21 protein-coding genes are annotated in these 21,917 nt (G+C 49.8%); 2 read left to right on the top strand and 19 right to left on the bottom strand.

Going from position 1 to position 21,917, the window contains the following annotated elements:
• Positions 1-27: 27 nt before the first annotated feature.
• From ATW55_RS03525 to ATW55_RS03480, 9 genes are all read right to left on the bottom strand, one after another.
• The gene (locus tag ATW55_RS03525) at positions 28-612 is read right to left on the bottom strand and encodes a type II secretion system protein GspG (RefSeq protein WP_067712443.1); all 585 of its coding nucleotides are present in this window, start codon (positions 610-612) and stop codon (positions 28-30) included.
• 88 nt (positions 613-700) lie between these two features.
• The gene (locus tag ATW55_RS03520) at positions 701-1,945 is read right to left on the bottom strand and encodes a type II secretion system F family protein (protein WP_067712441.1); all 1,245 of its coding nucleotides are present in this window, start codon (positions 1,943-1,945) and stop codon (positions 701-703) included.
• A gap of 16 nt (positions 1,946-1,961) precedes the next feature.
• Positions 1,962-2,987, bottom strand: coding sequence for a type IV pilus twitching motility protein PilT (locus tag ATW55_RS03515; protein WP_067712439.1), 1,026 nt, complete (start codon positions 2,985-2,987; stop codon positions 1,962-1,964).
• A 22-nt stretch (positions 2,988-3,009) separates the two neighbouring features.
• On the bottom strand, positions 3,010-4,674 hold the full coding sequence (locus ATW55_RS03510) for a GspE/PulE family protein (RefSeq protein WP_067712437.1): 1,665 nt from the start codon (positions 4,672-4,674) through the stop codon (positions 3,010-3,012).
• A gap of 31 nt (positions 4,675-4,705) precedes the next feature.
• Entirely contained in the window at positions 4,706-5,497 is a 792-nt protein-coding gene (locus ATW55_RS03505) for a prepilin peptidase (RefSeq protein ID WP_067712435.1), read from the bottom strand.
• A gap of 143 nt (positions 5,498-5,640) precedes the next feature.
• Positions 5,641-7,044, bottom strand: coding sequence for a UDP-N-acetylmuramate--L-alanine ligase (murC, locus tag ATW55_RS03500; RefSeq protein ID WP_067713080.1), 1,404 nt, complete (start codon positions 7,042-7,044; stop codon positions 5,641-5,643).
• Between the two features lie 81 nt (positions 7,045-7,125).
• Positions 7,126-8,469 (bottom strand): bifunctional folylpolyglutamate synthase/dihydrofolate synthase, encoded by a 1,344-nt coding sequence (locus ATW55_RS03495; protein ID WP_067712433.1) that lies wholly within the window; start codon positions 8,467-8,469, stop codon positions 7,126-7,128.
• A 16-nt stretch (positions 8,470-8,485) separates the two neighbouring features.
• Complete coding sequence (locus tag ATW55_RS03490) at positions 8,486-11,161, bottom strand: valine--tRNA ligase (RefSeq protein WP_268753357.1); 2,676 nt, start codon at positions 11,159-11,161, stop codon at positions 8,486-8,488.
• A gap of 337 nt (positions 11,162-11,498) precedes the next feature.
• Positions 11,499-12,020 (bottom strand): hypothetical protein, encoded by a 522-nt coding sequence (locus tag ATW55_RS03480; protein ID WP_067712424.1) that lies wholly within the window; start codon positions 12,018-12,020, stop codon positions 11,499-11,501.
• Between the two features lie 231 nt (positions 12,021-12,251).
• On the opposite strand from ATW55_RS03480, the gene ATW55_RS16230 reads away from it, so the two are divergent.
• On the top strand, positions 12,252-12,413 hold the full coding sequence (locus tag ATW55_RS16230; protein WP_160327153.1) for a hypothetical protein: 162 nt from the start codon (positions 12,252-12,254) through the stop codon (positions 12,411-12,413).
• 26 nt (positions 12,414-12,439) lie between these two features.
• Here ATW55_RS16230 and ATW55_RS03475 read toward each other — a convergent pair whose 3' ends face one another.
• The 3 genes from ATW55_RS03475 to ATW55_RS03465 form a co-directional block, all read right to left on the bottom strand.
• Entirely contained in the window at positions 12,440-13,465 is a 1,026-nt protein-coding gene (locus tag ATW55_RS03475) for a phosphotransferase (protein ID WP_067712421.1), read from the bottom strand.
• The gene (locus tag ATW55_RS03470) at positions 13,462-14,448 is read right to left on the bottom strand and encodes a hypothetical protein (protein ID WP_067712418.1); all 987 of its coding nucleotides are present in this window, start codon (positions 14,446-14,448) and stop codon (positions 13,462-13,464) included. Before ATW55_RS03470 ends, ATW55_RS03475 begins: the two co-directional genes overlap by 4 nt.
• Positions 14,449-14,557: 109 nt before the next feature.
• Positions 14,558-15,994, bottom strand: coding sequence for a LysM peptidoglycan-binding domain-containing protein (locus tag ATW55_RS03465; RefSeq protein WP_067712416.1), 1,437 nt, complete (start codon positions 15,992-15,994; stop codon positions 14,558-14,560).
• Positions 15,995-16,131: 137 nt separating this feature from the next.
• Here ATW55_RS03465 and ATW55_RS03460 point away from each other — a divergent pair, with 137 nt between their 5' ends.
• Positions 16,132-16,371 (top strand): hypothetical protein, encoded by a 240-nt coding sequence (locus tag ATW55_RS03460; protein WP_067712413.1) that lies wholly within the window; start codon positions 16,132-16,134, stop codon positions 16,369-16,371.
• Here ATW55_RS03460 and ATW55_RS03455 read toward each other — a convergent pair.
• The 7 genes from ATW55_RS03455 to ATW55_RS03430 form a co-directional block, all read right to left on the bottom strand.
• Positions 16,334-16,705 (bottom strand): DUF192 domain-containing protein, encoded by a 372-nt coding sequence (locus ATW55_RS03455; protein WP_235586996.1) that lies wholly within the window; start codon positions 16,703-16,705, stop codon positions 16,334-16,336. The two genes, ATW55_RS03460 and ATW55_RS03455, sit on opposite strands and share 38 nt — an antisense overlap.
• A gap of 18 nt (positions 16,706-16,723) precedes the next feature.
• Positions 16,724-17,503 carry a type II secretion system F family protein gene (locus tag ATW55_RS03450; protein ID WP_067712407.1) on the bottom strand — a complete coding sequence of 260 codons (780 nt, stop codon included), beginning with the start codon at positions 17,501-17,503 and terminating at the stop codon, positions 16,724-16,726.
• Between the two features lie 130 nt (positions 17,504-17,633).
• Entirely contained in the window at positions 17,634-18,563 is a 930-nt protein-coding gene (locus ATW55_RS03445) for a type II secretion system F family protein (RefSeq protein ID WP_067712404.1), read from the bottom strand.
• 38 nt (positions 18,564-18,601) lie between these two features.
• Positions 18,602-19,966, bottom strand: a complete 1,365-nt coding sequence (locus ATW55_RS03440; RefSeq protein WP_082685503.1) for a CpaF family protein — start codon at positions 19,964-19,966, stop codon at positions 18,602-18,604.
• Complete coding sequence (locus ATW55_RS03435; RefSeq protein ID WP_067712402.1) at positions 19,963-21,177, bottom strand: response regulator; 1,215 nt, start codon at positions 21,175-21,177, stop codon at positions 19,963-19,965. Before ATW55_RS03435 ends, ATW55_RS03440 begins: the two co-directional genes overlap by 4 nt.
• Entirely contained in the window at positions 21,174-21,458 is a 285-nt protein-coding gene (locus tag ATW55_RS17150) for an RcpC/CpaB family pilus assembly protein (RefSeq protein ID WP_423742948.1), read from the bottom strand. Before ATW55_RS17150 ends, ATW55_RS03435 begins: the two co-directional genes overlap by 4 nt.
• Positions 21,455-21,904: an SAF domain-containing protein gene (locus tag ATW55_RS03430; RefSeq protein ID WP_067712400.1), complete on the bottom strand. Its 450-nt coding sequence runs from the start codon at positions 21,902-21,904 to the stop codon at positions 21,455-21,457. The genes ATW55_RS17150 and ATW55_RS03430 overlap by 4 nt, the downstream gene beginning before the upstream one ends.
• Positions 21,905-21,917 lie beyond the last annotated feature (13 nt).

The raw sequence follows: 21,917 nt of genomic DNA, 5'->3' as shown, positions 1-21,917 counted from the left end.
AAGCTGCGTTATTTCAGTTTCGGGCGATCAATTTCCGCTTCCAGCATCGTAGATCCTTGTTATGTTCGAACTCGTCGATGTACCAGAAAATGCACCTGTTTGTGGGGTCGAATTGCTACTTGTCACATACAAGGCACTGTCACCAGTCGCCGGGGTTGCAGCTGAGGCCAACATAGTAGAACCAGATACCGATGCCAGTGTCGCGAGAACGAATGTATGCCCCCCTGAAGAAGTACCGTAATAAAAATCATTACCCCAGGCGTCTTGCGGCAGTGATTGCAAATAAGGCCCGCCAAAAGAAGTCGAAGTACCTGTTGCGGCAGTTCCTGACGTGAGAATCGTCGATAAAGTAGTTCCTGACGCGAATGATGAAGGATTAGGGAACTGTCCATCATGAAATGTGGCATAGCGATCGAGTGCTTCTGTGATGATTGCCATGTCCTGCTTTGTCGTGTTCACTTTTGCCTGAACGATCGAATTTAGGACGACTGGAATTGCAATTGCTGCGATGATTGCCAGAATGACGACAACCGCGAGCAATTCAATGAGGGTGACACCTTGCTCTCCGACAGATGAGGTGATTTTCAACCATTTTTTCCGAATTGACTCCATGCGTATTCTTCCTTTCAAATGGTATGGATGATATAAATTTACAATTAACTTCAAATGCCTACGCCACGCATCACCTCCTTCATCGATTTTACTGTAACGTGCCTACCTGCTGATAGATCGAAAACATCGGTAGAATAACAGACGTCACGATCGTACCAACGACGAGGGCAAGGCCCAACACCGTAAGAGGTTCTACAAGTGATTTTAATCGCTCGACCATTGACTCCGTCTCCGATTCATAAAAGTCTGCCACTTTTGAGAGCATTGAGTCCAAATTCCCGGTCTCTTCACCCACACGTACCATGTGTACAAACATTGGCGGAAATAATTTACTCTCCGCGAGTGGTTCAGACAGCGTTTCTCCACGCGTTAAACGATTCGAACACTGTTTTAGGTCTCGCGCAATAACCTCATTATCTAGAATATCAGATGTCAGTTGAATACTTTGCAAAACAGGTACTGCGCTTGCAAATAATGTGCTTAACGTGCGTCCGATTCTTGCCATCGCTGTTTTTTTACGCAATTCACCAAACACCGGTATGCGAAACAAAACGTAATCCCTGACATAGCGCCAGCGTGCTTTGCGCATCGCATAGCGATACAAAACAGAGAAAAGTAGAAGCGGAATAAGAAGCACATACCATTCACCTTTTAAAAACTGGGAGGTACTTAATACAATTCTTGTTGCAAGCGGCAATTTCATATGGTAGTTCTGAAACATTCCAACGAAAGTCGGGATAATTCCTACCAGTAGAAAGATTGTCACTCCAACCGACACAATCCCTACAAGCAACGGATAGGTCATCGCTGATTTCATTTTTTCTGATGCGTAATATTCTTTTTCAAAAAAAACAGCTAGTCGTTCCAATATAATATCAAGCGTTCCAGAAATCTCCCCTGCCCGCACCATGTTGATAAAGAGCGGGGAGAAAATTTCACGATGCTCTGACGCCGCTTGTGACAATTGATTCCCTTTTTGAATCTCTACCGCAATCGCTTGAAGCGCTTTATTAAAGGCTCGATTCGTCATCTGATCTATAAGAATGCGTATTGCCTCAGCAAGAATGACACCGGCTCTCATGAGCGCTGAGAGTTGTCGAACAAATAAGGCCATCTCTCCACTATTCACTTTTTTCCCAATTCGAATTTCCGTGCCAAATACCTGCTTGACAGCGGAAAACCTCATCACGTGTCTGTGCATGCTTTCACGAATTCGCAATACAATAATTCCGCGGTCACGCAGCATGCGCACCGCCTCCGTCTGGTTCATTGCCGAAACACGACCGTTCAGAATTTTTCCATCCTGCGCCATCCCGCGATACGCATAGTGCACACGCCGCTCCCCTCTCTTAAACCACGTTGACTATAGCGAGCGCATCCTCATGGATTTGCCCATCGCGAATCAATTCCCTCACATGCATTTCCATTGTTTGCATTCCATATGCTCGCCCCATTTGCATGGATGACCGAATCTGGTGTGTCTTCTCTGTGCGTATCAAATTTGCAATGGCAGGCGTATTCATCAAAATCTCAAGCGCTGCCGTTCGTCCTTTACCCTCTCGCATCGGAAACAATCGCTGTGAAATCACGCCAATCAAAACAGCAGACAACTGTGCACGCACTTGCATTTGCTGACCCGCCGCAAATGAATCAATGATGCGATCCATCGTCTGCACCGCGTCACTCGTATGGAGTGTAGCTAATACGAGATGTCCCGTTTCAGATGCAGTAATTGCCGTGCGTATCGTTTCCAGATCGCGCATCTCCCCTACGAGAATCACATCCGGGTCTTGCCTGAGCGCCGCGCGCAACCCGCTGGAAAAATCTCTGCTGTCTGAACCCATCTCCCGTTGATCAATCATCGACAAGTTATGACGGTGAAGGTATTCTATTGGGTCCTCAAGTGTGATCACATGCTTTCGTTGAGTTTTATTAATGTGATCAATCATCGCGGCAAGCGTTGTCGATTTTCCACTTCCAGTCGGTCCAGTCACCAAAATCAAACCGTGATGCTTCATCGTAAGCGATTTGATAACAGAAGGCATACGCAATTCATCAAGCGTTGGAACAACCGTCGGAATAATTCTCGCGGCTATGCTGATACAACTTCGCTGACGATACACATTCACACGAAATCGCGAAACATTTGTTAAACTATAGGAGAAATCAAAATCGCCGCGTGTCTGAAACATATCCCATTGAATTTCATTTAATAATGTTCTCGCCATCGTCTCTGTATCTTGTGGAGAGAGTTTATCACCCTCTGCCACCAATTCACCGTGAATGCGAAATACAGGGGCCGCATTGACAGAAATATGAACATCTGACGCTGTTCGAGCATGTGCCTCACGAAAAATATCCCGAATATCTTTCATCGCTTTCACCCTTTCATGCCACTCACGAATCCCTCAGACAAACCCGAAGGACTTCTGCAAGCGTAGTTATTCCCAAGCTGACCTTATCAAGCCCGTCGTCTAGAAGCGTTTGATAGTTATTGGATGTGAGGTATTTTCGATATGTCGCGTCGCTTTGACGCTTTAAAATCAATTCTCGCAACCCGTCATCAACTCGCACAACCTCATGTAGCGCTATCCTTCCGCGATAGCCTGTCATATGACAATTCCCACAACCTCTGCCCACATACATGTGAACTTGGTGATAACCTCGGTCATTCAGCCAAGTCTCTTCCGCAGTCGTGAGTGAAACCTCTCTCTTACACACATCGCAAATTCTTCGAACAAGACGCTGACTGACAAGACCTGCAACGGAAGATGCGACAAGAAAGGGTTCAATTCCCATATCTATCAAACGCGTCACACTACTTATCGCATCATTCGTGTGCAAAGTGCTAAAGACAAGATGACCCGTAAGTGCCGCCCGAACTGCAACTTCAGCGGTTTCACTGTCGCGAATTTCTCCCACCATGATCACATCCGGATCCTGACGCAAGATTGCGCGGAGTCCGCGTGCGAATGTCATGCCAATTCCTGTTTGCACCTGAACCTGGTTGATTTCACTTAGTGAATACTCGACAGGATCTTCAATTGTAATAATATTTTTTTCAGGTCCCGCAAGTGATTGAAGTGCCGCGTAGAGTGTAGAAGTCTTTCCACTTCCAGTCGGCCCCGTCAAGAGGATGATTCCGTTTGGCGACCTCAACAATTCTTTGAAATGCATTGCGTTGCGTTCAGACATTCCTAACATAGAAAGACTCAGCACCGCATTGCGTGCATCTAGAAGGCGCAACACACATTTTTCACCGTGCAATGTCGCCATCGTCGAAACGCGAACATCAATGCTTCCCACATCGAGATCCACCTGCATTCGACCATCTTGCGGCATCCGCCGTTCCGCGATATTCAAACCCGCCATGATCTTGATGCGAGCTGCAATCATCGGCTGCATAGAGCGTGGGAGCGTTTGCTCTGTACGCAAAATCCCATCCACGCGATACCGAATCAAAACGCTGCTCTCACGCGGATCGATGTGAATGTCACTCGCTCGCTGAACCACGGCGTGCGCAATAAATTGATTGACAAGGCGCACGATAGGTGAATCGCTGGCCGTAACCGCATCGACAAGCGTCTCTTCTTTTGGTGTCACAGCGAGTAATTCTTCAACCGATTCCTGAAGTCCATAATAGCGATCGATAAACAGCTCAATTTCCGACTTTGATGCAATCACAGGGTCAATTGAAAATCCCGTACTTATCCGAAGTTCTTCAATCGCATCATAATCAAGCGGGTTATTCATCGCGACAGTCAAGCGGTTTTTGATTCTACGATAGGCAAATACTAAAAATCGTCGAGCCAACCCTTCCGGTACAAGGTGTACAATCGACATATCAATCTCCACGCGATATAAAAGGACATGCGGTATCCCCAATTGAATTTCAAGCACTTCAATTAATTGAGTCTCGGTCAAATAGCCTTTTTGGATGATCAAATCTCCAAAACGTTCTTTTGTTGATTTTTGCGCAAGAAGGATTTCATCCACTTGAGCCAGAGTCAAATAATTTGCCTCAACAAGAATGTCACCGAGGCGTTTTTTCTCTTCACTCATCTCTATCCCTCATTTGTCCCAACTTGTCTATTTACTGAAGCGGCACATGAAGCAAATGGAAATACCAGTTAATTACAAGTTTGCCAATAAGCGATGTCAATAAGACACCGCCGGAGATAAACGGAACAAAGGGGATCGCTTGACGTGGTTTGAGTCTTCCTAGATAACGTAGAGTATATCCAATCACGGTTCCAAGCATAGACGCTGCAATCAAAGAAAATAGTGTTTCATAAGGTCCTAAAACGGCTCCGATACTTAAATACAGTTTGGCATCACCAAGTCCCATCTTCCCTTTTGAAAGGATATGGATCCCTGCAATAAGTAAAAAGCCAACAGCCATTCCCATAATCGCACTCGAAATTGTTCTCGTGTGCAAAACGACACTGATCATTAGAAAAAGTGCTGCCGAAGGATAACTGATCACATTCGGAACAATCATCGCTTCCAAATCAGTTTGACTTGTCACAAGTAAAAGAGACCATAACAGCCACCATGAAATGCGTAATGACCACGTCGGCTCGTGCCATAACGTGTATAACGCTAACGCGCCTGCGAGAACTTCAAAAATAATATACCTCGCAGGAATTCTTACACCACACGTGCGACACGCTCCCCGCATGACTCCGTAAGAGAAAATGGGAATCAATTCATAAAATGCTAGAGGGCGGCCGCAAGCGTCGCAATGCGAACGTGGATGAACAATTGACATCCCACGCGGCAAACGAATGCCAACCACACTCAAAAAAGAACCCCCAAAAATACCGACAACAAAAACATAAATTGATAAAAAAATAACTAGCTGAGGATATTCTGCAAATGACATGAAGATCCCTGCGTTCGTATCGTGATAATTTCATTTAGTGCTTAAGTCTACTATACAAAAGACTGTTCGACAAGAATCCCTAAATACCTTCCCGATCGACAAAAAACCCGAACACGAAGTGTCCGGGTTTTGCCTCATTCTCTTTACACCACATCCGGTTCGACTTGTGCGAAAACTTGTTGATCAAACCAGGAGGAAAGCTCAACCCCGATCTTCCACACGTCGCCTGCCCCCATTGTCAATACAAGATCGCCTTCACGTACATGCTCCTTCAAATACGCAATCACATCATCCCGTGTTCTGCAATATTTGGCAGCCGCCTGGCTACACTCCCTGATCCCATCCACCAAACGGCTCGCCGTCACGCCGGCGATGGGCTGCTCACCAACTGGAGAGTAGATGTCCATGATCAATACATCATCCGCATCGGCAAACGCTTCTGTGAATTCCTTGAACAAATGGAATGTCCGAGTGTATCGCTGTGGCTGAAAGACAGCGACCACCCGGCGTCCCGTCTCGCGAGCAACTGCCAGCGTCGCGCGAATCTCCGTTGGATGGTGTGCATAATCATCCACAATTAAAATTCCGTGATCGTCATGCAACACCTGAAAGCGGCGAAGCGCTCCGCGAAACTCTGCAAGCGCGCGCAATGCCACATCACATGGCACACCTGTGCGCAGAGCGACTGCAAATGCGCAAAGCGCATTATAAATGTTGTGATCTCCGGGTACGTGAAGGGTTAGCGTGCCAAGGATTCTTCCATCGCCGACAATCGTCGAAGTACTCCCGCGCGCATGGCGCGAAATCTCACACGCGTAATAATTGGCGTCCGCTTCACACACTGAGACTGTCTTTACCTCACACGAGACTTCTGCGAGAAGGCGTCTAACCACAACGTCTTCTGCATTTGTAACGAGCAATCCGTCTGCGGGAACGAGCCGCATAAATTTCCCATACGCAGCCTCTAAATTCTCGACGCGTCCTTGATAGTGTTCAAGATGGTCTGCTTCGATATTGAGGACAACCGCAATGGTTGGTCGATAATTCAAAAAACTGCCGTCGCTCTCATCCGCTTCTGCAATGACCCATTCACTGTGTCCGGCCTTCGCCCCTGTGTCAAGATTTGACACCACACCGCCGACCAAGAAGGTAGGATCAAGTCCTGCACTCTCAAGAATATACGCAATCATCGATGTCGTCGTCGTCTTTCCGTGCGCCCCGGCAACCGCGATTCCCGATCCGAGTTTCATGACCTCAGCAAGCATCTGCGATCGATGAAGCACAGGAATCTGCGCCGCGCGAGCAGCTACAAGTTCAACGTTATCATCCGGGACCGCCGTCGAGTACACGACAATCTGCGCGCCTTCAATTTGCTCCGTCCGATGGCCGAGATAAACCGTCGCACCTCTGGCGGCCAGTCTTTTTGTATAATCATGCGCGGTCACATCAGAACCGGAAACAAGGTAGCCCCGATCAAGCAGAATGCTCGCAATCGTACCCATGCCAGCCCCGCCGATTCCGATAAAATGCACATGGGGATGATCCATTTTTCGTTCGATCGACTCGAATTCTGTCACATACTCCACCTCTTAACTTAACGATAAAAATAAAAATGCAAAAAGACCTAGCTAAAATACATTCGCAGTGCCTGCTCTGTCACCCTCCGCCTGAATCAGTGCCCGCGCTTCTGCCACCGTATAGAGTGAGCCTGTCACGCAAATCGGAGTTTTCCCCACACGCGTAGCGAGTGCTTGAGAGAGTGCGTCTGCGATAGAATCAGCCACCGTGACAGAGAGTGTACCTTGACTCTTTTGAAATGCCCGCTTGAGTTCATCCGCATCAAGCGCACGCGGTTGCGTAGGCTGTGTGACGATCACCATTTTGGCAATGGCGGAAAAGTGCGGAATCATTGCCGAGATGTCCTTTTCTCTTAAACAGCCGACAATGAGGATGCCCTTAGGCAGGCACAGAGATTCCCACGTCGATTGTAACGCAATCGCGCCAGCTTCGTTGTGGGCACCGTCAAGAAGGAGCGGCGGATTGCTCGCGACCACTTCAAACCGCAAAGGCCAGGCGGTCTGGCGCAGTCCCGCACGAATCGCATCATCTGAAATATCAAATCCCGCATTTCTCGCGAGTTCTATGATTGCAAGCGCCACACTCGCATTGATCACTTGATGGGCGCCAAGAAGTGAGAGATTAGCGCCTACGAGATCGCGCCGCTTACCCCAATACGAAAAGCGGTGCTGTGAAAGTGAATGCTCTTCTTCAACAGCCCAAAAGTCTTTCCCATAAATCATGAGAGGGGCATTCATTTTTCGTGCAGTGTCTGCGATGACTTGAAGTGCCGAACCACGTGCCGCCGTAACCACAGGCCTGCTCTGTTTGATGATTCCCGCCTTGTCGCTGGCAATCATTTCTATGGTATCCCCAAGTATCTCCATATGATCCATGGAGACGTTTGTGATCGCGCTTACGATGGGCGTTATTACATTCGTTGCGTCATACCGGCCACCCAGTCCCGTTTCCAGAACGACCACATCTGCCTTTTGATCGGCAAAATGACAAAAGGCAAGAACGGTCGTCACTTCAAAAGCGGTCGGCTGAAGCGGTGAATCGGGCTCCAACGAAGCGATGGCAGATGCAATCGCACGCGTGTAATGCACAAGGCGGTCTTCGCTGATGGGTACTCCATGCACCACGACGCGATTTTCAAAACCTGCGAGCGATGGCGATGTGTAAAGCCCTGTTCGATAGCCTGCCGCTTCGCAGATCGCATAGAGAAACGCACACGTCGAGCCTTTGCCGTTTGTTCCTGCCACATGAAGAAAGCGCAATCCGCGCTCTGGATGGCCCATCGCATCAAGAAGCCACGTGGTGCGCGACAGTCCGGGCTTTACACCGAACACATTTCGCGATGCAATGAATGCGCGAGCCTCTTGCCCTGTTTCAATTGGGCGATGTGCACCCATCCTATTCACCCCCTATTCACTCTGTCACAGATCGGAGGCGAAGCAATTCGCGATTCACTTGATCGCGCTGCTTTTCATAACCTGCAAGCTTTTCACGTTCTTTTGAAACAACCGCCTCAGGTGCACGTTCGACAAAAGATGGATTGGCGAGTTTTGCCACAAGACGGTCCACTTCAAACGTTAAATTCGCATGTTCTTTTTCAAGTCTTGCGCACTCCGCGTCAAGATCAATCACGCCAAGCAGCGGCACATACAGTTCCGCGCCCTGAAGAACGCCTGTCGCACACTGGTCTGGCGCGACAATTCCTGAATCAATCGTAAGCGAGGACGTGTTGCACAAACGTTCCACATATGCTTTTGCTTCGAGCACGTCAGCTTCCCTATGAGATGCCGGCCGAAGCAAAAGTGGAATCGCCTTGCCAGGCGGAATGTTCAACTCTTGCCGCATTGTGCGCAGCGTCCTGATGATTTCCATGACATACTGCATGCGCTGTTCGACATCTTGATCCTCTTTATAGAAGTGGGCGCTTGGCCACGGCGCGCGCATGATCGTTTCCCCATCATGCGGCATGGTTTGCCAAATTTCTTCCGTGACAAACGGCATAAAGGGATGCAAGAGCCGGAGCGCTTGATCAAGAACTGTGCGCAGCGTGCGTTTCGTCACGATACGTGCGTCCTCTGCCGCATCACCTTCTGCATACAGGCTCACTTTTGACAATTCAATGTACCAATCACAAAAATCGTTCCAGAAAAATTCATATACTGCTTTTCCAGCTTCTGCAAATTCATACGCGTCAAGTTTATGCGTAACCTCAGAAACAGTCACTGACAGACGCGATAAAATATAGCGGTCCGCCAGTTTTAATGCCGCTTGATCGGGCTCTTCCGTCTGCGTATCATCAAGGTTCATCAAAACAAAACGCGCTGCATTCCAAAGCTTTGTCACAAGCGCCTGCGCCGCCTCCACGCGCTCTTCATAGAAGCGCATGTCTTGGCCCGGCCCCGCACCTGTCAACAGCATGAAGCGAAGCGCATCCGCACTGTAGCGTTCAATCACTTCCATCGGATCAATTCCATTGCCAAGGCTCTTTGAGAACTTCCGTCCTTGCGCGTCGCGCACAAGCCCGTGAATGAGCACATCCTGAAAAGGTGATTGACCTGTAAATTCAAGTGATGTAAACACCATGCGCGCTACCCAAAAGTAGATGATGTCAAACCCTGTGACAAGAACTTGCGTCGGGAAAAAATCGGCCATGTCTTCTGTCTGCTCAGGCCATCCCATCGTTGAAAACGGCCAAAGCGCAGATGAGAACCACGTGTCGAGCACATCCGTATCCTGATCGATTGCCTTGCTGCCACAATGCCCGCACGCTTTTATATCCTCGCGCGAAACGGTAATCTCACCGCACGCGCTGCAGTGCCACGCGGGAATGCGATGCCCCCACCACAACTGCCGAGAAATGCACCAATCGCGAATGTTTTCCAGCCAGTGCGCGTAGGTTTTCTCAAAGCGCTCCGGCACGAAGCGAAGCGCGCCTGACGCGACAACATCCATCGCGGGTTTTGCCAAAGGCTCCATTCGCACAAACCACTGAAGAGAAAGCCATGGCTCAACGACGGTATCACAGCGCTCACAGTGACCGATTGACAACTGGTGAGGTAGTTCTTTGAGCGCGTTTTCTGCGCGCAATGCGTCAAGAATTGCCGCCCGTGCCACCCTTCGATCCAGACCGGCAAAAGCGCCTGCGTGCGCGTTAAGCGTTCCATCGCGATTCATCACATTGATTTGCAAAAGCGCATGGCGGCGCCCCACTTCAAAATCATTCGGATCGTGCGCAGGTGTAATCTTGACCGCTCCAGTTCCAAACGATGGATCGACATACTCGTCTGCGATGATCGGAATGATACGCTCCGTCAGGGGAAGGCGAAGAGATTTTCCGATCAAGTGACGATAGCGTTCATCGTCAGGATGAACCGCAACGGCCACGTCCCCGAACAACGTTTCCGGCCGCGTTGTCGCAATCACCACATGACCCGTTCCATCGACGAAAGGATAGGCGATTTGATAAATGGATCCCTGCGTCTCTTCGTGAATCACCTCGATGTCAGAAAGCGCGGTCTCACAGCGCGGGCACCAATTGATGATATAGTTGCCGCGATAGATGAGTCCCTTTTCATAGAGACGCACAAACACCTCGCGAACCGCCGCAGACAATCCTTTATCCATCGTGAACCGCTCGCGCGACCAGTCGCACGATGCACCCAATCGTTTGATTTGGTTGCGAATGACTTCCGCATAGTTCTCTTTCCACGCCCACACCCGCTCGACAAACACCTCGCGCCCGATATCGTGGCGTGTAACCCCTTCTTCCTTTCGAATGGTCGCTTCGACACGTGTTTGCGTGGCAATTCCCGCGTGATCCATCCCCGGCAACCACAGCACACGCCGACCGCGCATCCGTTGATAGCGCGTCAACAGATCCTGCATCGACATATCCAGCGCGTGACCCAGATGAAGCACACCCGTTACGTTTGGAGGCGGCATGACAATGGCGTATGGTGAGCTGCCTTGCGCCGGCTTGAAATACCCCTGTTCCATCCACCATCGATAACGGCGCGTCTCGATCTCTTTTGCGTCGTATGCGCCTAATTTCTTCAGCGTTTTCTCTATAAGCGGCACCGATTCCGTCACTCCTTTGTCATCATAAGAAAATCCTCCCAAACCCCTGGGAACAAAAAAAAGACAGTTTCCATCGCCATTGCAGGACGAAAGAAAATGTCTTCCGCGGTACCACCTGTCGTTCTGTGCAACGCACAGCACTTCATTAAGAGCGATAACGGACTCAACCCGAACAGCATCTCCTCGGGACGACGTTCGGCAAGCGCGCAGAGGCGTCCTCTCAGCATTTGGCGCCCTCTCTTACTGCTTGACATGCCTACTCTTTCCCGCTGTTTTCACGTAATTTCATCAAGTATAGAAAAGGACGCAACGCGTGTCAATCCTTGGTTTAGCCGTTGCGCATTACACGTCAGCGCTTTTTTTTGCGATTGTAGCGATGGACACGCACACGCGGTTTTTCAGGCACTTTTGCCTTACTGCGCGCAGGTTGTGCGCCGCGCTTTGCCTCGAGTTCGAGTCGCTTCTTGTCCGTCCACTGGCTTACAAACGTAAACAGCCAAGCGACGGCAATCGTGCCGAACAGATACCCCACATAGCCGCTGATTACCTGACTGCGGGCTGGCCAATAGCGCGCCGACGCAAAGACAAACAACAGGACCATCGTCACGATCCCCGAAAACACACCGCCTAGCGTCCCTTGAATCACCCGTCTCGATTTCACGCGCGGAATGATAAAATACGGAGACATCAGCATCGAAAGCGCCAAGCTCGTACTCAGGTTGCCCGCGACAGGACCTTTTGAGATATAGCCGATCACCGCGCCAAGAACGCCAAAAATGGCGCCGACCGTTATGATCTGCTTGTACCTCATTCCCTCTTTCGGAGTCTCGAGCAGTCGCTCCCGAATCCTTTCCCACGTCGATTTTTGCACCACACAAACACCTTGCCTTCCAAAGAAATGATCGCCTGTCTTCTCATTGTCGCTTTTGCCATTCTTCAGCTTAAAGCTTGGTCAAGCCATCTAACTATAGCATGGCTAAGAGTCGTCAGAAAGAGGAACCGCTAGAAATTTTGTGCAGATTACGCTGTTCACATCTACTGTTTTTGTGCATAGGCTATAGGATGATCTAACACTCAACGCAGCGATCGGGGGACCCTATCCATGCCGCAGTTCTTCTATGCGCTGGCGCGCTTTGCGAAAGTCATCTTGTTGGGTTGCATCTTTTTAACCATGTTGCAGATGATGTTTTTCCCATCCTTTATAAGCCTGCTCATTCTGGGAGGACTTGTGCTTGTTCTGGTCACCCTCTTTATTGGGACATAACAACTCTTTTTTAGCCTTCCAGAATTTCACATGGATCGCTGCGCAGAAAAAAGCGCTGGCAGAATCTCAACGGAAAGCGTCTGACTCACCGCCCACGCATCCAAAAGATCATCCACGTTTGCATCACCGTGATTCAGCCGCGCCTCGACACAGCGCATCACCCCCTGCGGGTACCGAAGCAGGTGACGCAAGACCGCCCACTCTGCCTGATTGATCGGGCGGATTGCTGCATAAGTCAGCAGCGCGCGACGCAACACATCGTCGCGCTTAAAAAATGGCGCGAGATAATGCAAAAGAAATGTCGCCAACTCTGCGATTTGTGGCCCCGCATAGACGTGATCGTGATCAATCACTGTGTACACGCCATTTTCGCTTTCCAATAGATTTTTCCGCACATAAGAACCGTGACAAATCTCTCCTGTGGCAAACGCGTAACTCCGCACGGCCTCATACTTCGCCTCAAGCAGGCGTTCGCCTATTTCACGCACGTTATTTTCCAAATCCTCACGAAGACTCAGAAACCATTCGTCAAACTCGTGCGCGAGGCGGGTATTTGCAAGAACGCTCGTGCGCAGTGTATCGATGGTCTGCAAGTCTTCTCGAATCCGCAAAGCGACGTCTGAGCGTTCAGCAAACCAGAGATTTCCTGGCACTGCGTGAGCGAGCGCATGCCAGCGCGCAAGTGTCTCCACCCCTTGCATAATCAGCTCATCGCTTTCAAACGAAGCCCGTTTACCATCACAGTTTTGCGTAACATAATAGTTTCCTGACTCATGGATGACAAACGGATCACCATATTGATTGTGTACAAAACGGGCAACCTGAACCCCAGAAGAGACGCGATCAAGCAAGAGTCCGATCTGCTCAAGACGCTGCGCCGAAAAAGGTACGCCTTTTACGTAGTAAATGCCACTCGCCGCGTGAACGCGAAAGGCCCCGCCGCGTTTTTCAATACGCGCATCAGTCAAACCATACTCGCGCAGGATGTGTGGATCAAATGGCATCGATGAGTCTGAGTCTTCAAGCTCTCGCGAAAATCCCAGTTCTCTCACAGGTGGTTCTCCTCTCGCGACACGGCTGTTCCGCGCATAAGATGCGCCAAGCGCGCAACCCACACCTCAACCTCACCGCTGGATCGTGGTGAGTGATCAGCACGCGCTTTCAAATAGTCCTGCGCAATCTCAGCGTATTCGTGAGGAAAAAGTGCAAGGCCAACAATTCGTGCGCGCCGTTGCTCGCGATTTCCACCGACTACCTCATCGTAAACAGCAAGAAAATCGGCTGCGATTGCGGACACATTTTGCGCCATCTCATGGACCGATGATCCATAGATCGTGCGCAGCGCACTGGCCACATCCTCCTCAGGATCACCAGGTAGAATGGAGTCTGCCTCAATCAATGAAACCTGTTGATAGATATCGCGCCCAAATCCGTAAAATGGATCACAGCCGAGGCGCAGTTGTTGTGCATTCACAGAAAATCTTTTAGGCATCCCTCCCTCTGAAGCGGTGAGAAGCGCGCGATCAGCACGTTTGAGAAGCATTGGCCCTATGTGTGAAAAGGTTTCCAAAAAAGTATCCCCACCGCGAATCGCATGTTGATGTAGCTCGTAAAGCGCTTCTCTTTTCATGCTCATGTCAGAATAGGCAGACTCACATTGAACCGTGGGTTGAATCGATACACCTTCTAGCGCAAGATGGAACTTTGCGAGATCCATCGCGAGCGACTGAACATCTTCCATGTTTATTCGCAGCAAGCGGCATTCAACATCATCACAAAGCGAGAGGAATACCCCCTGGACCTCGGCCAGGGGTTCCCCGTATTTGGTGCGAATGAACCGAGGCGTCTTGCGATAGCGATGACGCGCTACCTGATCGAGAATCAGAGAGCGGCGCAGTGCAGAATGCTGCTCCTCAATGCGCAGCCACTTACGTCCGTGATCTGTCGCAAGGCGACAGCGCTCTTTGCTGATCCACTTCAAGTCATACACGTGTAACCCGTAATGTTTCTCCACAGCATGCACCACGTTCTTCACAGCTGACCCTCCCCACGGAAGCCGCTCGTGTACATGTGGATGACAACAACCGGCGCACCCACTTGCGCGCCTGCCTCGATGTGTTGCCTGTTTCTTTGCGAAAATCGAATTAACTAAGCGGGATATAGAGAAGCGCACCATCTGCGATGGGCTGCTCAAGCGATGCGTTAGCGTGCAGCAACTGTGTTACCGTGAGGTTGTAGGATGCAGCGATTTCTTCCAGTGTCTCTTTCCCGCGGACAATACGAAATGTCATCTTATAGACAGACTCACCCGCCGGGATATTGAGCGTTTTCCAAAACCACTCTGCCGCAGACATCTCAACCCGCGTCTCTGGAACTGCCGTATAAGACATCTGCGGGCCTCCATCACCATCCGACACCGCATATTTTTTTTCTGTTCTCTCCATGTGCTCTTCGGCAATCGGAAAAACAGGATCTATCGGTTTGACATTGTTCGATTCAAATGGCGATAGGTGCGTTTCCACGATGGCCTCACTCACTCCGCCTGAGCCAAAGAGACTCTGATCAATCGCTGATCGCTCAGACACTGGCGACGATTCCTTGTTTATCGATTGCTTCGTCGAAATGTCAGATGACTCAAAATGAAATGTCTGCAGTTCATCCGTCTCATCTCGCGAGTCCACTGGCTCAGCCAAAGCCCGCTCATTTTGCTCCTCTTTCCTCATTGCAACCTCTGCCGACTCCTCTTTGTTTGCCGTCGGCTCCAGTCGGGTCTGTTCTTCCACCGCTGACTCTGCGGCCGTGCCAAAAAGAGCGCGATCCGCTTCAACAAGATGAGTCTTCCACCCTAGTTCTGAGAGTGATTCTGATTGCCCGTTGGTTTCATCTCCTTGCTCGCCGCTCGCCTGAAGTTGCGAAGACAGGCCATGCGTTTGCTCTGTCCACGCCTGATAGGCAAGACCCGACAAATCTTTCATCTCATATGGCTTTAGCGGCTCCTCATCAGAGCGCAACAAAACCGCATCTTCAGGCGCCTGTTCAGGAACTGCGCCATTCGACTCAAGTGGTTTAGACGGCGGAGTGTTCTGTGAAAATTCGAATTCTGACAGTGCCTCGCCGTCTCCAGCTAACACATCGGCGCGTGGCGGAACAAGAATTTCCTGTGCGCCACAATGCGCCACATACCCTTGACAATCATCGAGGCCTGCAATTTCAAGTAACCCCTTTACATGTACCCAACCAGGACCCAAGACACTCAATTCAGCTTCTGGCATCTCGACGCTCACACTCAGCATGGTCTGAGATTGACCGGACACTGGCACGCGCAAATCAAAGGCCATACGGTGCCTCATATGCTTAATGGACGATGCTTCAACGGAAGCGGAAAGTTCTTCTGGTTCGCGCAAAAAAGCAGAAAAAAGAATATTGCCTTCAAGAAAAAACGAGTCGCCCCTCTGTTCAAACGTTACAACCTCTGTCGGTGCAGAGTACTCTTCGATCGACTCATCACCATGCACCACGTCAGTGAACACCTGCTGATCGACTTTCAAAACAATCTTTCGCGTGCGTTCTTCTTCTGACACAGTCATCCCTCCCTAAGCCCAAAGGCTTCTCCCACACCATACGTATAGGATGGGTGGGATATACCTTTTGCGCGTGATCTTTGCGCTTCTTCCGCACAAATCTCGTGTGGTATCATTAAGCAAAGGGAGGGTGGTTCGTGGATCACATTCAGGCGCTACTCTACAGCTATGCGACACTTGATGAAAGTTATCAAACAACAAAAGACGTGAGCTATAAAAAAAGTTTAACGATGATGCGCAAGCGTTTGCGGCAAACCGGAATTGAAATTCTTGAGGCGCATGCAGACCGTACGCATGTATATGTTCAATACCTCTATGAGGGACAGGTGAATGTAGCCGTCATCGAAAGGAAAGCTCCCTCGCAATCGGCGTTCTGACACACGGATCCACAAACTGCAGGTGGTCAGAACACTCGATTCCCATGCGACGAACAGCGCCGCCTTGCAGTTCCAGCGTCTTGACGGCTCCTTTGCAGTAGCAGAATTTCCTCGGCGATACACACTCCACAATTTTGATTACCTCATTGTTCCGATTCAAAAAAAGAACGTCGATCGGCATCTTCATAAAAAAAGTGTGCACTGCGTTGCAGTGATCAAAATACATTCCCGCGTGAGCGGAGAGTCTGCGCACACCTGTAAGACCGCGCAGGCGCTGAAAAAATGTGCGGGCCACTTGAATATCATGTGCAAACAGCAGATCATCTTTGTACATGTTCAATGCATTTCCTCCTTATGCGTGTGAGAGGCCCGCGATAATTCGCAAGACAGCCGGGCCCATCAAAATGACAAACAGACCTGGAAAGATAAAGAATACCAGAGGAAACAGGATTTTGATGGGAGCCTTCATCGCTTTTTCTTCCGCCTTTTGTTTCAGGCGCCTGCGCACCTCTGCACCTTGTATCCGCAATACGCCAGCGATTCCCATGCCCACGCGATCCGCATGAATCAGCGCATTCATCAGACTTTGAAACTCATCGATCGCCACCCGGTTGGCAGCGTCGCGAAAGGCGTTTCTCCTTGATTTGCCAAGATTCATCTCAAGGAGAATCTGACGTAGTTCGTCGATCAAAGATGAGTCCATCTGCTCCGTCACACGAGTTAGCGACTGATCAAAACCGAGCCCTGCCTCTACACTGATCGTGATCATATCAATGACTTGTGGCAAGTCTCTTCGCATTTGTTCTTGCAACAATCGTTCGCGCCGTTTCATGTAAAAACGAAATCCGATCAGAACAAAAAGTGGCAGAACAATCGCCGATTCAACATGGATCGCACTGTGTCCAGAAAAAAGACAGAAAAATGGCAAGATGAGCATTGCACCGTAAACCATTCCGCGCAGGCGCTCGTACTGGCGAATGGCTTCGGCCGTCTTAAATCCCGACCTTCTCGCCTGTGCCTGCTCACGTTCACGAATTTGCTTTGGCGTCAGTTTGAGCAAAACCATGAAATAAAATTGTGAGAAACGGTTTACAAGCGTTCGCCAAGCCAGTGTACTCGGGGACTCTGGCAATAGCTCTCTGACGCGGACTTCGACAGCGAGTTGTCGCGCAAAAAAAAAGTTTTAGCGATAAATAGAGCGCAAGTCCAATCGACAAAAACAAAAGAAGAGCACTGATCGCCACGAGAACACCCCTTGTCAGCTACACTTCGATTTGAACAATTTTTCGAATCAACAAGGCGCCTACGATTTGTCCGACAAAAGCAATCGCCAAAAGAAAAATTCCGAGTTCGTTCGTAACGAACAAAGAAAGATAGCTTGGGTTAAAAAAGACAAGAACAGCCGCAATTCCAGGTGTCATCAATAGAAAGATCCACATTGACATTCTTCCTTGCGCAGTGAGCGAGCGGATCTCGCCCTTTAACCGTATACGATCACGAATGGTCTCTTCGACTGTCTCCAACACTTCGGCCAAATTTCCACCAACCTGCCGCGATACAAGAAAGGCGTTTGCAATCAGTTCAAAATCTCCCGACTGGATTCGCGAAGCCGCATGTTTGATCGCCTCTTCAACACTTACGCCGAGTGACATTTCACGAATCATTCGCCGAAATTCATCTCCAAGAATACCTCCCGCGTCACGCGCAACCATGTCTATCGCTTGAAAAAATGAGTTTCCTGCGCGCAAAGCACCTGAAACGACACGAAGCATCTCGGGAAGATCACGTTCAAATGCGCGAATCCGAATTCTTTCACGACGCTTTTTTTCGAAGTGAATCCACGCGTAAAGGAGTGCCCAATAGGCCAAAACAAGAAACGGTCTGCCAATAAAAATTGAAAGGATAAGCGGAAAAAACAGCAAACCAGCAGAATAAATTCGTGCCCTCTCAAGCGGCAACGGCATCCCAGTCGCCATCATCGCCAGCGCCACTGAATTGAGCCATCGCGACAAAAGCGTCGCCGCAGGGAGTTTTTTGGGGAGGATTTTTTTAGCAGGTAGTGCCTCTTCTGTCTTCACCGTATCATCTGCGATGGCGCGAAGGCGATCCTTCACACGCGAAGTTCGCTGTGTAGCCATAAAAAGTGGTGTATAGATCAACAGAAAAAAAGTAAAGAAAAGGATAATTTGCATATTCACACCCCCAGTTCTCGCGCTAGGTGGCAATATCCTCACTCATTCATCGCTTGAAACCAGTCCATGCGAAAAGGAATGCCATACGCCTGCATCGCCTCCGTGCATGCCGGAACAATTCCGGTCGCGTGATGCTTACCTATCACCGACCCGTCATGCCGTCGTCCACGCTGCTCGAAGGTAAAGATGTCCTGGAGGATAATTTGATCGCCTTCCATGCCGATCACCTCAGTAATATAAGTTATTTTTCGACCTCCGTCGGAGAGCCGCGACTGCTGAACGACAAGATCGACGGCTGAGGCAATTTGCTCCCGAATCGCGCGCACGGGGAGTTCCATTCCAGCCATCATCACCATGGTTTCAAGACGTCTGAGCATATCGCGCGGTGTATTGGCATGCGCAGTTGTCAGTGACCCATCATGCCCTGTGTTCATCGCCTGCAGCATGTCCAGCGCCTCTGCGCCGCGCACCTCACCGACTACAATGCGATCCGGTCGCATGCGGAGCGCATTTTTTACAAGATCTCGAATCGTGACTGCGCCGCGTCCCTCAACGTTTGCAGGTCTTGCCTCAAGCGTTACCAGATGGCGCTGTTGAAGCTTTAACTCAGCCGCATCTTCAATCGTAATGATCCGCTCATCCTCGCGAATAAAGTTTGATATAACATTTAAGGTTGTCGTTTTTCCTGAGCCAGTCCCTCCAGAGATGACGATGTTTAAGCGCGCATCGATTGCGGCACGCAAAAACTCTGCCATGGGGGGTGTCAGTGTTCCAAAATGAATCAAATCTGACACCTGAAGGGGTATAGCGGTAAACTTTCGAATCGTGAGGCATGGCCCTTTTAGTGCGAGCGGGGGGATGATCGCGTGAACGCGCGAGCCATCCGGCAAACGCGCATCTACATAAGGCACGGATTCATCAATTCGCCGACCAATCGGCGATACGATTTTTTCAATGATGCGCTGTACGTGATCCGCATCTTTAAACCTGATTTCTGTGAGTGCAAGTTTCCCTTTACGCTCGATATAGACTTGGTCGGGTGCGACTACCATGACTTCACTGATCGACTCATCATGCAAAAGGGGGTCAATTGGACCAAAGCCACGTATCTCAGCGAGCAGTTCACTCCATAAGCGATCGCGTTCTGCTTTTGGCAATACGACGCCCTCTTCAGACAATGCCTGAAGAAACACACTCTCATACTCCGCCTCATCTTCTTGCTCTGTTAAACGATCGACCAACTGAATGTGAAGCTTTGTTTTCAAATCGGTGACACCTAGACTCGCCATCTGAGCCGGAACTTCGCGCACCTCATGCGCGACATGCTCATCGGCCACTTTGTACTCATTTATCATCTCCGTAGTCTTTCGCCGTTCCATGCGATCCCGCAGCGTCAAACTCATCCTTTAGCCCCCCTTGCCAGAAAACGAAGACGTGACGGCTTAACGCGCGGCTCTCGTCGTCTGGATTCCTCAGCGATCGTCTTTGTGGCGAGATGCTTTAGATCGCGTACTGCACGCGAAGCGCGATGCTCAAGTACGGCAGGAATCCCCACATCTGCCGCACTGCAAATCGTTGCCGGATCGTAATCAATGGCCGAAAACGTCTCAAGCGACAACACATCCTCCACGGCGCGTTCACTCAACTTGCCGCGCTTCACAAGAAGGTGGCGCAACAATTTTGGTTCGCTTCCCACAGCTCTTAACGCTTTTAAGAGGCGCTGATTATTCTTGATCGAAGCTAAGTCTGCCGTACTCACGAGCCATGTCTCATCAGACGTTTCAAGCGCTGCGAAGAGCACATCCGTAAGCGCAGGCGCTGTATCGATGAGAATGTAGTCATACGAAGCGCGCAGCGCCTTTACAAGATCGTCAATATAATGTGCAGAAATCAGTTCTCCCTGTTCAATTTGTTGAGGTGCAGGGAGAACCTTTAAACCACAGGCGTGCGTAAACAAATACGATGACACCATTTCAAGATAGTGATCACCTTCTAGCATCAGCGTGTAAATGTTTCTCGATAGATCACTGTAACCAAGCAACAACGCCGCGTCTCCAAAGAATAGATCAAGGTCTATCAATACAACTTTTTTCCCTTTTTCCGCCATGGCGCACGCTACGTTAACCGCAATCGTCGATTTCCCGACACCGCCTTTTGCACTTAGCATCGAGATCACGCGTGAGCGTGAGCGAAAATTTTCCGATAAAACTTGCGTTGTCGTCGCTCGAACAGAACGCTCCATCTGGTGATAGACAGTCCGGATGGATTGCGCCAGACTCTCTGTTGTAAACGGTTTTAGAAGGTATTCTTTGGCACCGACTTGAATGGCGCCGCGAAGCGCCTGGAATTCCTCTTGCACAGAGACGATGATGACCGCCGTATTGGGAGCCACTTCTGCGATTCTGCGCGTTGCTTCAATGCCATCCATTACCGGCATATTGATATCCATAAGAACAATATCAGGCTTTGCTAGCTCCACCAATGCAATCGCATCTTTTCCATTTTTTGCTTCGCCAACCACTTCAAAATCATTGTGAAACGACAGGAGTTGTTTTTCCGTTTCAAGGATTTCCGTTGCGTCGTCGACAAGAAGGATGCGAATGATTGATTTCATGGCCGACCTCCAGCAAAAACAGTGTTATTGTTCACTTGGCTACCCAGTGAAGTCGGGGAACCATGGGTCGGTTCCAGGAGAAGATCCAATTGGCCAAAAGTTTCAAGATATGCAATTTGATTGGCTTCCTTCGGGTTGACTGCCAACACGACAGTACGTGTCGCATTGGCAGTCCCAGAGGTGCCGCTTGAAGCATAGGACTGACCAGTTATCGAAAGCACGAAGATATGGTTCGCAAGGATATAGGACTCATAGTGATTATTGTCGTACGACTTTGTCAGAACCCCGAGAACAGATACATCGTCTCCAGCCTGGATAAGCCCCCCGCATCATTGAGTGGATTAAACAAGACAGCGATCGCGACATCGCCACTCGGTATTTTGTCGGCGAATCGAGGTGTCTGTACATGCCCTGATACAAGTTGCGGAATGAGTTGTTCCCCAGGAAATAGGTTTTGAACCGCATACTTTCCAATCACTTGGGATGGTTGAACAAATGCGTTAGGTTCACGTCCCCCGAGTGGAACAGAGGCTACCCGCCATACCGCAGACGTCAGAGGCGCGCCTGATATAACCTCTTTTGTCGCGACAAGTACAGGCACGGTTTTTATACTGTTGCGCGTCGCTTGAATCGTATTTCGAAGAATGGAAACGACTGCGATTGTGGCAAACGCCGCCATGACAACCGAGCCGAGCAAAAGCAGTGTCGAGAGTCGTAACCGTTTCATAAAAAGCCCACCT

The sequence above is a fragment of the Ferroacidibacillus organovorans genome, assembly GCF_001516615.1.
Lineage (GTDB): Bacteria > Bacillota > Bacilli > Alicyclobacillales > SLC66 > Ferroacidibacillus > Ferroacidibacillus ferrooxidans_B.
The sequence above is the reverse complement of the archived record's forward strand: the minus strand, read 5'-3'. Positions and strand labels throughout refer to the sequence as shown.